Origin of the sequence: Solidesulfovibrio aerotolerans (assembly GCF_009856865.1) — a bacterium.
Lineage (GTDB): Bacteria > Desulfobacterota > Desulfovibrionia > Desulfovibrionales > Desulfovibrionaceae > Solidesulfovibrio > Solidesulfovibrio aerotolerans.
The window spans coordinates 1-10,967 of the sequence record NZ_WVUD01000070.1 but is presented as its reverse complement, the minus strand read 5'-3'; the positions used below and the strand labels follow the sequence as shown (position 1 = coordinate 10,967).

The 10,967-nt window shown below is 59.4% G+C and carries 11 protein-coding genes; 3 read left to right on the top strand and 8 right to left on the bottom strand.

Going from position 1 to position 10,967, the window contains the following annotated elements:
- Positions 1-599 precede the first annotated feature (599 nt).
- The 7 genes from GTA51_RS21105 to GTA51_RS19360 form a co-directional block, all read right to left on the bottom strand.
- Positions 600-800, bottom strand: a complete 201-nt coding sequence (locus GTA51_RS21105; protein WP_246198246.1) for a helix-turn-helix transcriptional regulator — start codon at positions 798-800, stop codon at positions 600-602.
- 146 nt (positions 801-946) lie between these two features.
- Complete coding sequence (locus GTA51_RS19385) at positions 947-1,753, bottom strand: ABC transporter ATP-binding protein (RefSeq protein ID WP_246198244.1); 807 nt, start codon at positions 1,751-1,753, stop codon at positions 947-949.
- Complete coding sequence (locus GTA51_RS19380; protein ID WP_160964061.1) at positions 1,732-2,568, bottom strand: ABC transporter permease subunit; 837 nt, start codon at positions 2,566-2,568, stop codon at positions 1,732-1,734. The genes GTA51_RS19385 and GTA51_RS19380 overlap by 22 nt, the downstream gene beginning before the upstream one ends.
- A gap of 76 nt (positions 2,569-2,644) precedes the next feature.
- Positions 2,645-3,736 (bottom strand): ABC transporter substrate-binding protein, encoded by a 1,092-nt coding sequence (locus tag GTA51_RS19375; RefSeq protein ID WP_160964059.1) that lies wholly within the window; start codon positions 3,734-3,736, stop codon positions 2,645-2,647.
- Between the two features lie 19 nt (positions 3,737-3,755).
- Complete coding sequence (locus GTA51_RS19370) at positions 3,756-4,895, bottom strand: double-cubane-cluster-containing anaerobic reductase (RefSeq protein ID WP_160964057.1); 1,140 nt, start codon at positions 4,893-4,895, stop codon at positions 3,756-3,758.
- 452 nt (positions 4,896-5,347) lie between these two features.
- A complete protein-coding gene (locus tag GTA51_RS19365; RefSeq protein ID WP_160964055.1) occupies positions 5,348-5,929 on the bottom strand; it encodes a nucleotidyl transferase family protein in 582 nt (193 codons plus the stop codon).
- Positions 5,926-7,293 (bottom strand): BPG-independent phosphoglycerate mutase family protein, encoded by a 1,368-nt coding sequence (locus GTA51_RS19360; protein WP_160964053.1) that lies wholly within the window; start codon positions 7,291-7,293, stop codon positions 5,926-5,928. The genes GTA51_RS19365 and GTA51_RS19360 overlap by 4 nt, the downstream gene beginning before the upstream one ends.
- A gap of 113 nt (positions 7,294-7,406) precedes the next feature.
- Between GTA51_RS19360 and GTA51_RS19355 the strand changes: the two genes are divergently transcribed.
- From GTA51_RS19355 to GTA51_RS19350, 3 genes are all read left to right on the top strand, one after another.
- Positions 7,407-8,135 carry a PHP domain-containing protein gene (locus tag GTA51_RS19355; RefSeq protein WP_160964051.1) on the top strand — a complete coding sequence of 243 codons (729 nt, stop codon included), beginning with the start codon at positions 7,407-7,409 and terminating at the stop codon, positions 8,133-8,135.
- 361 nt (positions 8,136-8,496) lie between these two features.
- Positions 8,497-8,619, top strand: coding sequence for a hypothetical protein (locus GTA51_RS21330; RefSeq protein ID WP_281354010.1), 123 nt, complete (start codon positions 8,497-8,499; stop codon positions 8,617-8,619).
- Positions 8,620-8,659: 40 nt separating this feature from the next.
- Entirely contained in the window at positions 8,660-9,835 is a 1,176-nt protein-coding gene (locus tag GTA51_RS19350) for an acyltransferase family protein (protein WP_160964049.1), read from the top strand.
- Between the two features lie 340 nt (positions 9,836-10,175).
- Here the strand turns inward: GTA51_RS19350 and GTA51_RS19345 are convergent, their stop codons facing one another.
- Positions 10,176-10,781 carry a hypothetical protein gene (locus GTA51_RS19345; RefSeq protein WP_160964047.1) on the bottom strand — a complete coding sequence of 202 codons (606 nt, stop codon included), beginning with the start codon at positions 10,779-10,781 and terminating at the stop codon, positions 10,176-10,178.
- Positions 10,782-10,967: the final 186 nt, after the last annotated feature.

Sequence of the window (10,967 nt, the reverse complement as noted above, 5' to 3'; positions counted from 1 at the left end):
ATCAGCATCTCCTCTCGCTGCCCCTCCCGTCTCCGATGATCGAAGACATCTAAGGGGGCTGCCGAGGGGGTCAACTTTGGACGCTGATTTCATCCAAAGAGGGGTCAATATTCCATGCTGATCAACAGCAGACTCAGGAGTACAGGGAGTCTTTGTACGGAGGAGGGCAGAAATAGGCATGAGCTTAGCAACGACTTACAGGGAATATCTTGATCAGATCGCTGCCGCTTCAAAAGATCGTAACTGAATGTGTTTTGTAAAACGAGGCAACAATACTATTCGGATAGTGCAACAAGTATTTTAAGTATTTTTTATTTGTCACTTGGAGACGCGGACTGAATAATACCTATCGCGAGTTCTTCAATCACTTCGGCCGTAAGCTCATCAATTAACAGGTCGAACATCTTCATCAAGGATACATCCAGTCACCCCGAATACCAATACGTAACAGGCGGCAGGAGCCCCAAACCCGCCCCACAGGTTCTCCAGGTCCTGTGGTCGGACCAGCACATTGACGCGCGGCCGGGGCGGCAACTGGGCTACCAAAAAAAGCCTGTGCGACATTGAAGAAGAGCCGCAACCGCTCCTCGTCCGCCTCCTCAATCTGCCGGGTCAGGATGCGGCGCAGGTCCTCGGGGGCCAGCTTGAACGCGTCCAGGTTGAAAACTCGGCCAGGGGAATGCCGAAAGCCCCCGCCAAGGTTTCAATGCTGGTAGGGACGGGTTCCGGCGTCCCCGCTCAATTTCGCCAATGTATTGGAGGGACAGGCCGGACAACTCGGCCAATTGTTCCTGGGTCATGTCGCGGTTGCGACGAATCATCCTGATTTTCTTGTCAAAAAGGTCCTGAACGTTGTCCAGGCATCACCCGCTAACACAGGGTAAGGCAATGATTTTAGGGCTATAAGCAACGACTGGTAATGCTCGCCACCATTGATGCGGGAAGGCTATTCGGTGCTGTCGCCAGCCGGTTTTATTCCGGTCTCCCCCTCGAGCATCTCCAGGATTTCGCTGGTGAGGGCGGCATAGGCCGCATCGGCCCGGCTGCGCGGCCGGGCCAGGGGAACCGGCAGATCAGCCAGGATACGACCAGGACGGGCCGACATCACGACCACGCGATCAGCCAGCCAAACGGCCTCATCCACCGAGTGCGTCACAAAGACGATGGTCGCCTTGCGCCGCTCCCAGACCCTGAGCAGTTCCTTTTGCAGGAGAATCCGGGTGTAGGCGTCCAAGGCTCCGAAAGGCTCATCCATAAGCAGCACGTCCGGCCGGTTACACAGCGCCCGGGCAATGGCCACACGCTGCCGCATGCCCCCGGAAAGTTCGTGGGGCAAGGCGCGGGCGAATTCCTCAAGCCCCACCAACTTGAGATGTTCCAGGGCGAGGGCGGTGCGTTTGGCCGCTGCCAACCCGGCAAACTCCGGCCCCAGGGCGATGTTGTCCAACACCGACCGCCAGGGCAGCAGCGAGTATTCCTGGAACACCATGCCCACTTCCCGGCGCGGAGCGCGCATGGGCTGGCCGCGAAAAGTGACCTGCCCCTGGCTGGCGTCGTCGAGCCCGGCGGCGATGCGCAGCATGGTGGATTTGCCGCACCCTGAGGGACCGACCACGCAGACGAATGCATTGTCCGCCACGGACAGGTCCACGTGATCCAGGGCGCATATTTTTCTGTCCGCCGCGACAAAGGTTTTCCCGAGCCCCTCGATGCACAGCGTCTGACGCGAACTCATCGGGCAAGCCTTTTCCATGCAAATTTCCTTTTCTCAACCAGCCTGAACACGCCGTCCAAAGCCGCGCCCACGAGGCCAATGGAAACCATCCCGGCCATGACCACGTCGGTCCTGGCCATGGTATAGGCGTGGGTGATGAGGTAGCCCACCCCGGAGAGGCTGCCGGGAAGCATTTCTGCCGACACGAGGCACATCCAGGACACGCCAAGGCCGATGCGCACGCCGTTGACGATGGACGGTGCTGCGGCTGGCAGCAGGACCTTCCAGAAGATAGCCCATTGGCCGGCCCCGAGAACCCGGGCCGAATCGATGAGTGTGCGGCGCACGGTCTGCACGCCATGGATGCTGCTCACCAGCACCGGGAAAAATCCCCCGATGAAAATAATGAAAATCATGGAGAGCTTGAAGTTGTTCAAATAAATGTAGGCCGCACCGCGCTGTACACCGGCCAGCGAAGCCAGGCTGGAGACGCCGAACCAGGCCAGTACCAGCGGCACCCAGGCCAGGGGCGGAATCGGCTTGAAAAGCGCGAGGAAGGCGTTGAGCAGCCGGTAAAGGCCCGCGTAATACCCCATGGCCACCCCCAGGGGAACGGCCAGGACCACGGCGACCGTGAAGCCGATAAGCACCCGGAGCAGGCTTATGGCCACGTTTTGCGTGAGCGAGCCCATGGCAATCAGGCTTTTGGTCGGATCAAGAAGCAGGTCCGCCACCTGGCCGATGCCGGGCAGGATGATTTCATTGCCTGTGCGCTTTGCTGCGATTTCCCAAATGATGAGAAAAACAAGGGGAACCACCAGGAGCGAACACAGGCGTACAACTGTCTGTTTCACGAATCGGGCCGCCGTAGAAAACCGCCATCCGGGACGTGAGGTCGGCCGGATGGCGGGATGGGGTTGGCGCTGCGGGCTAGGGCTTGGTCTTTTCGATAAAGCGCATGTCGAACAGGAGCGGCTTCACGTCGTCGATGGTCTTGCCTTTGAGCTGGCCGGTGAATTTGTCCATCGCATTGAGCACGGCCAGATAGTTTCCGGTATTGCGCATCCAACTCTCCGAGAAGCCCGACAGAAAAGAAAGCGAGGAAGCCTTGCCGGCTTCGGGAGGCATGCCGATCCACTCGGCCGTCAGAGCTCCGGCTTCGCTTTTGTGGTCATTGGACCAAGTGTTGGCGGCAATAACCAGATCGACAAAGGCCTGGACGACTTGCGGGTGCTCGGCGATGCACTTGGTGCCGGCCACGGTCACGCAACAGGGATAATCCCGCCAGAATCCGGCCGGGGGCAGATCCTTTAAATCCACCACCACCTGTCCCACGCCCTTGGCAACGGCCATCTCGGGAAAGGGGGAAGGCCCGACCACCGCCTCGACCTGCCCGGCGACCAGAGCGGGAATCATGTTGGTGGTCTCTTTGAGATCCACCAGCAGGATTTTGGCCTCGGTGTCATTGGGGTTCTCGGTCACCGCGATGCCGGCCTGCTTGAGTGCTCCCTCGAGCACGATCTTGGGCGCGGAAGTGGGGGAGTGGTAGCCGATCTTCATGGGTTCGTTCCCGGCCTTGGCTTTGGCCACCAGATCGTCCCAGTTGGCCAGGGGCGAACCCTTGGGGGCGACCAGCGCCATGCCTTCGGTCTGCATCGGGGCGACGACCTTGATGCCCGTGCCCTTGTCCACGCCGGCCATGATGGCCGTCACGGAGGCCATGGCCAGATCCACGTGGTTTTGGGCGAACAGTGTGGCTGTTTCTGCACCGCTTTTGGCCACGACGAAGTCGAGCACGGCCACGGGCTTGCCATGGCTGATCAATTCGTAGCGCTCCTTGGGGGCCACGGTTTTGAGGTACACGCCCTGGTCCTGAAACGCCTCGCCCCGCATGGCGGCAACCATCAGCGGCGTGTGATGGGTCGTAAAGACGTAACTGACTTTAAGGACAGGCAACTCCTCGGCCAGCGCGGGAATTGCGAACACGACCACGAACAACAGGGCCACAATCAGTCTGCGCATGGGGTCTCCTTTCAAACAATTACAGCAGTTCCAGAAACGCTTCGACGCGTGTGCGGAGTTGTTCCGTGTCGGACTCGGAATAATCCGTCTCGATGTGCAGCGTCGGCAGGCCGTGTGTTTCCAACATGTGCGCCTTAACCAGCGGCGCTTCCACATTGTAGGTGTGGCAGCACTGCCAGGTGAGATCGATGACGCCATGGGGGCGAAATTCCCTGGTCAGCCGGTCAAGCAGGGCGAACCGGCCGGCGTTGGGGGTCATCACCGAGCAGGGAATGCGCAAATAGCGTTTGGCAATGGCGGTCAGCGGGTCGCCTGTCTCGTCAACGAGCAGGTCGAAGTTTTTGACTCCCGAGCAGTTCTCCGCAGCCACGACCACGCCCCCGCTTTGCTCAACCAGCTCGACGACCTTTTCCGATCCGCGTCCGACCGGACACCCGGTCAGGAGGATGCGCCGGGCTTTTGAGCCCACGCAGGACTGGCCGGCGGCAACCAGGGCGTCCAGTTCGGCCAGCAGATCGCGCAAGGTGGCGGCATAGGCGTAGGGATCGGCACAAAAGCTTTTGGCTTCGCTGACCAGCATCATGTCCAGGCCGCTTATGGGCAGGCAGGTGCCGGCGGAGGTGGACAGCAGCCGGGCGAGCAGGCGGCGCACCTCGTTTTGGATGCGGATTTCCGCGCCAAGCGCCTCAGGCGTGATGGTGTTGCCGGTGGCGGCCTCCAGGAACTCCTGAAAGCGCCGCACTTCGTCTCGCCAATAGGCATCCTGGGCAGCCCCGGTGGCGGCCGGCAGATGCATCAGATGCAGTGGTTTGACCTTGGACAGGTGCTCGTACATCTTCTTTTTCCCGTCGCAGGTGGTCTCGCCCACGAGCAGGTCTGAAGCGGCAAAGTTGGGGCAGGTGCCGGTGACGGCGTAGCCGTAGCTGGACTTGATCAGCGGACAGAGGTTGGCGGGCAGGGTACGCTCGGCGGCCGGAATCGGAGCCTGTTTCTTGCCGCAAAGGCCCACGGGAACGGCCCCGGCGGCGCGGACCAGTTCAACCGGGGCAAAGGTGCAGTAGATGCCGACGACCAGTGCCCCGGCTTCCTTCAGGGGTTCGATGTCCGCCAGAAACCGATCGGCCAGTCCATCGAACCGTTCCAAACCTGTTGCGCGCATCCTGCCTCCAGGGCCTGTGGCGTTTGCAAAAAAGCGGCACCGGGCCAGACGGCCCCAGGCGCGCCCACAAGGTGGTGCGCCGGCCGGGACCGATGGCGCGGCTGCCAGTCGTGAAGCGCATGCCGCCCCTTGGCCTGTTGGCCCGGGGAAGGAATGCTATCCGCTCGTTATGGGGTGATTTCTGTCTATACGAAGAAAAAAGCGTTCTGTACAATTGGTAGAACTGATCGTTATCCACTCTTCCAATCAGGAATTTTGCTTCTTTGGCCGGCGCAGCAAGACCAGGGTGCCTGTTGGTGCGGCCAACTTCCGCCGAGTCTGCACCGAAGCCAGGGTGCCGGCGTCGTCACAAAAAAGCCGGCCCTGCCGTCTTTCCTGGGCGAGCGCAACAAGAAGCGGAGCAGCCCGCAAGACCGCAAGATCGGCCAAAGCGCCGTCTCTCTGCCCTGGGCTCAGGCCTGTCTGGCGGCATCGCCGGGCTGTCCGGCCAGACGCTCGGGCACCCGCCAGTCCCGCAGCAACCGGGCCGCCGCCGGCGGCACCAGATGCTCCCACGGCTCGCCCGCAGCCATCCGGCGACGAACGGTCGTGGCACTGAGGCCCTTGTCCTCGGGCGGGATATCCCACAGCACGCGCGTGTCCAGTCCCATGTTTTGAAAACGCGCAAGTTTGCGCCGCCCCCACTCGTCGTAGACGGTCAGCAGAAACAGCGCGTCCATTGGAACGTAGTGGTGGTACAATTCCGGCAGATTGATGGGGAAAGGCACGACAAAAAACGCGTGGGGCCCAAGGCCGGCCTCGGTCAGGACCGCGTGCAGCAGTTGCGCCCGCTCGAAATAGGTCAGCGGATTGGAGGACTCCAGGCTGCGCAAGGGATCAGCCGGGTCATGCCGGGTGTGGCTCGGGTCGGGGTTGGTGACCCCGACCACCAGCCGGTGGCACAGGGCCTTGCCCGCCAGCAAATACTTGAGATGATCGTTGTGCAGCACCTGAAACCGGCCATGGATCACGGCCTGGGGCACTTTCTCGCTCATGACGCCTCTCCTTGCGGGTTTTGGTCCCCAGGTTCGGGCGGCGGCAGGATAAACGGCGCATACGGTCCGGGCCAGTACGGCCGATCTTCCGGCGTATCCATCACGCCCTGGAGCTTGGCCAGTTCCAGGCCGTTAAGCACCAGCAGCATGAGTTCCTGGCCACGGACCGGCCCCAGGCAGCCGGCTGCGGCCGAGACTTCGTCGAAACAGGCCACGCCGTCGATCCGCTGCCCATGGCCGCGCATGACGAGCGGCACGGCCTCTCCCGAATGAATAAGCGGCCCGCCGCTTGGCGTGGAGTGGTCTGCTGTGACGAGAAGCAGCACTTCCGGGTCGTCTAGCAGCGACTCCAAACTCCTGGCCAGCCCCTGGTCGAGGGATTCGATGACCGATTTTTTCAGCAGCGGGTCCTTGCGGTGCGCTGCCTCGTCCGGAGCCTTGGTATGGACATGGATGAAGTCGAAGTCCGCAAGCACCTGTCCGGCCAGCCGCACACGCTCGGCCAAGTCGCGGCCGCAATCAGGAGAGTCGGCCACGGGCATGGGCGTCAACCCCAGCAGGCGCGCCAGCCCATGAAACATGGCCCCCGAGGCGATGGAGGCCCCGCGAAGCCCGAATCGCTCGGCAAAAGGCATGACGGGCTTTATTTGCCCGGCCCGTTGGGTGACCAGGCCATTGAGGACCGGCAACCCTTGTTCCAGGCGCTTTGCCTTGAGCGGGTGCGCCTCGAGCCGGTGATGCACCCAGCCAAGGTAGTGCGTCAGGGCCAGGGCTGTGCGCCTGGCCCGATCCAGCTCGTCCGGGTCTGCAGCGGCCATGGCCAGGGGGAGGATGCTGGAGGCGAACACGCCGTCACGCATGGGATTGGAGTCGGTGATATGGGGCGAGACCGGGCCTGTAAGCGATAACACGCCGAAAAGACCGTTGGTATGGTGCAGCCGCAGGGCGACGCCCTGGCTCTGGAATGCGCCCACCGCCGCAAACAGGGCGGCAATCTCCTGTGCCGCCGCCGGTCCGGCCCTGTCCCGCACCACCCGCAGCCGCCCGGCGTCATTTGCCGCCGACACAAAATGGGCCAGGACCGCAACCTGCCCGGGCTTGAGATCGACACCGGCCCCCAAAGCCTCAATGGCCCCTCGGCCCGGAAATGCCGCTGCAGGCGCGCCGAACATGGCAAAATGGGCGTTTTCGCTCGGCAGGGCCTGGCCGAGGAGTCCCGCGTGGAATAGGCCGTTGGCCCCTTCGCGGGCGATGCGGTCCAGGGTTGGCGTCCGGGCGGCCTGAAGCGGCGTCTTCCCACCCAGAACCTCGTAGCTTCGGTCGCCAAGGCCGTCGAGCACGATCAGGACGCATTTGCTGGGCATAGCACCTGCTTTGCTGCAGAGTTGGAGTGTCAATAGGCAGGTCCGATCACGCACTGGACCATGCATAGAAAAACAGTATTAGTCAGGCTGGGGACTTTCCTCTAAAAAATGGCATGCTCTTCGATATTCACGTGCACAGCGACCTCTCTCCCTGCAGCCATCTTCCCCTTTCTGATATCCTCAAGCATGCCCGGCGTCGAGGCCTGGACGGCGTGTGCATCACGGATCACGGGACCATGGCTGTGGGCAGCAGTGTCCGCGAGGGGGTGCAGGAGGACGGGCTGTGCGTCATTGTGGGCATGGAATACACGACGCCCCAGGGCGACTTTCTGGTTTTCGGCCCCCTTGAGCATCTGCCCCAGGGCCTTGACGCCCAGGATCTGCTGGCGCGGGTCGATTGCGCCGGCGGCGCGGCTGTGGCCGCCCATCCCTTTCGGCCGGGGCGATCCGTTTTGGAGAGTGTTTTTACAGCCAACGCCTGCCGGCTGGTCGAGGCGGTCAACGGCCGTAACCCGGCTGCGGCCAACGAACAGGCTCTTGCGCTCATCCGACGCCGAAACCTCGTTGGCCTGGGGGGCAGCGACGCCCATAGCCTGGCCGAACTGGGCCGGATGGCCACCCGCATCCACACGCCGGTGCACGGCCGCAACGACTTCATCCGCGCCCTGCGCCAGGGCCGTTGCCAACACCACGTCATGCCCTTGCCCCCAGCCCCGCATCCCCTGGCCCAGGCCTGCCCGACTGGCCCGGGGCAAGGCCACATGGGCCACGCGCCTGCTGGAGAACCGGGGTTGCCCGCGCGAGGCATCGCATCCGGCGAAGCATCTCCTGCTTTGCGGTGACCGCTCACACCAAAAGACGATTGGAGCCGCTTGAGTCGTCTTTTTCGCAACAACCCCGGTTTCACCACGCCTGAGGGTGAACGGCGGGTTTATTCCGTCCGTCCGGCTTCCTGTGCGTCCAACCGCTCCAGGGCGTAGTTGGGATTGCCCGCCGGCCGTTCGCTGCGCGCGTTCAGAAAGGACCACGAAACCAGCCCGGTCACGCCGGTACGCGGCGGGGCCGATCCTGACCCGATGTGGCTTGGTTTTGCCAGATTTCTCGTCAGTTTAACGTTCCCGGCGGGGTTTTGGCATGGGAACCTTGGCAAATTCCGTGCAACTGGCGTCTCAGTCCAAGCGGCCAGGCGGCCGGACGCGCCGGTTGGCGGGCGACGAAGAGGACAGCGTGCTGGCGGCTTGCCAGGCGCCGCAGTTTGGGGCAATCGTCTCGCTGGCGATTGAGCCGGTGCTGCGGCGCCGCGAAATTCTGAGTACTCAATTATAACACATTGATTTTATAATATAAAGGCTGTGCATTCAACCTTATGAATTTAATCCCCACACCATCTTCGCGAGTCCTCTACCTTGATGGGCTGCGCGGGATTGCATCCTTTGTTGTTGTCGTGTCACATTTTATAGCTGGGTTTTTTCCGCCTCTTTATTTTGGAGCAGAAGGCAAAGAGTCATTTGAGACCCTTGATGCAATTGCCAACTCACCGCTTTTTGTGTTGTATAGCGGGACATTTTCCGTTTTTATTTTTTTTGTTCTGAGCGGTTTTGTTATTTCAGCTTCTGCCATTAAATCAAAAAACAATGTATTTGTACTTATCATCGCCAGGTATTTCCGGCTGACCATACCTGTTGTGTCGAGTTTGCTGATGGCATTTTTGTTGCTGTTGGTTTTTGCGGGCATCCCGCAGCAAGCTGGATCAATTGTAAATCATTGGTGGCTTGCTTTTATGTATCAACCTCCAATACCTTCTCTTTCAGTTGTCTTTAAAGAAGGTCTTTTTAATGTTTACTGGTCTGGTATTTCTTACTTTAACAATGTCTTGTGGACCATGCGAATCGAGCTTCTCGGTTCTGTCTCTATTTATATCATATACCTGATAGCTAAAACTAAAATTCGTGTTGGCCTTTTAGTTTTAATTACCTTGGGGCTTTGTTTCGGTGTGCGCCAATGGCCAAACAGCCTGTGTAGTTTCTTTCTTGGCGCTTTAATTTATGAATGCTGGGCCAAGGGGTGGTTTGTATCAAACAATCGCATGGGAGTTTTGCTGATTTTGGTAGGATTGTTCCTGGGTGGATTGCCGTTTCAGCCGAGCCAGGGTACAATTTATTCGATAATATTTGATTATGTTAATATATTGACACCTGCCTTTAATACGGTACGCATCGCGGGTGCAGCTTGTCTGTTGGTTGGAATTTTTTTATGTCCGGTTGTGCGTGTTTTTTTGGAAGCTGCAATTCCTCGGTTTCTGGGAAGAATTTCTTTCGCAATTTATCTTGTTCATTTCCCGCTGTTGTGTTTTATTGGTTCTTTTTGCTATATACATTTTGGCCGATACAGCGTTGTGAATATGCTTGTTTTGATAGGTTTTTATTTTTTCGCCGTTCTTGCTGTTTCCTACGGGTTTACAGTGTTTATTGATGAGCCGACATTGCGGTGTATTTCTTATTTAAAGCGACGGATAAAACAACACGGCGTGCGACCCATTTGAAATATTTTTCGATTCCATGGCAACGCAGGCGGTCTATGGCCGGATGATTCACCATTGCGCCATGTTGGAATTGACCGGCCAGCGCTGTCGGAACCAGAAGGCGCACAAGTGGCGTGCACGGAATCAGCCTCGCGTCAAAGGGCACGGGAGCGGTGTTGGCTGTATATCCGAAGAGCACTTGGCTGCCGTCGGGGTGGGCGCACGGGAAGGGGTGGCGCCAGTGCCCAGGCGGAATTGGCACTGAGGACCCAGGCGGGGGCGGGGGGGCGATTTCCCCCAGCTTTCCAGCGGGAAGCGGCAATGCGTCACCGCGCGCCCCGTGGCTGATCCTGGGCCGGCGTTACTCGTTTGCCGAAAAACGGAACGCGGCGTCGTGGTCAAGGACAGGGGCCTGGCAGCGAGGGCATGCGGCTTCCAACTGTTGCAGGACAGCACCGCAGCACAGGCACATTCTCGTGCTCCCGGCCAGTGTTGCTTTCTCGGGCCAATTCAAGGCCGGTGCTTTGAAAATAAGGTCGCCAAGTGCAAAATAGGCATAAACAGCCTGTGATGCCCGAATCAGAACTTTTTTGTTCTGCTTTGTCAGGACTGCAATGCAAAAGTAACCGCTTCCCCCGTTGCGCCCGCTGGTGTGCCTCGGTGGCGTGGTTGTCTTAATATACTTGTCAACCACTACGCCAACCCATTGCGCCTCGGCTGTCCGTTGCGAGAAAAAGGCCAGTAAAAACGTCACCAGCGCAAAAAAACCAAGCGACCAAAAAACATCTGCATTCAATTCGCCCATGCTCGTCCAGATGATGATAAAGACAAGGGGCAGGAGGGCAACATAAAATCCCCAGGCATACACTCGGGCATTTCGCTGGTAGCGATGCAGCCAGACACCTGTTTGCTCCGCAGATAATCCCGGCCAAGGGACGCTTTCACCGTCGCAATTGTCATATGGCATAAAGCACAGTACCAGTGCAGATTGAAATTGATCGTCTCAGTGTACGTTTCCATTATCCGGTAATAATAACGAGTAAACCCCCGGCTCTGCCGGGGGACTCACAAAGTTTGACAGTTCCGGGAATCGGAAGCCTCCATCGCTTGAACCGCTCAAAGTTCAAACAGACGGAGGCTTCCTGTGAACGAC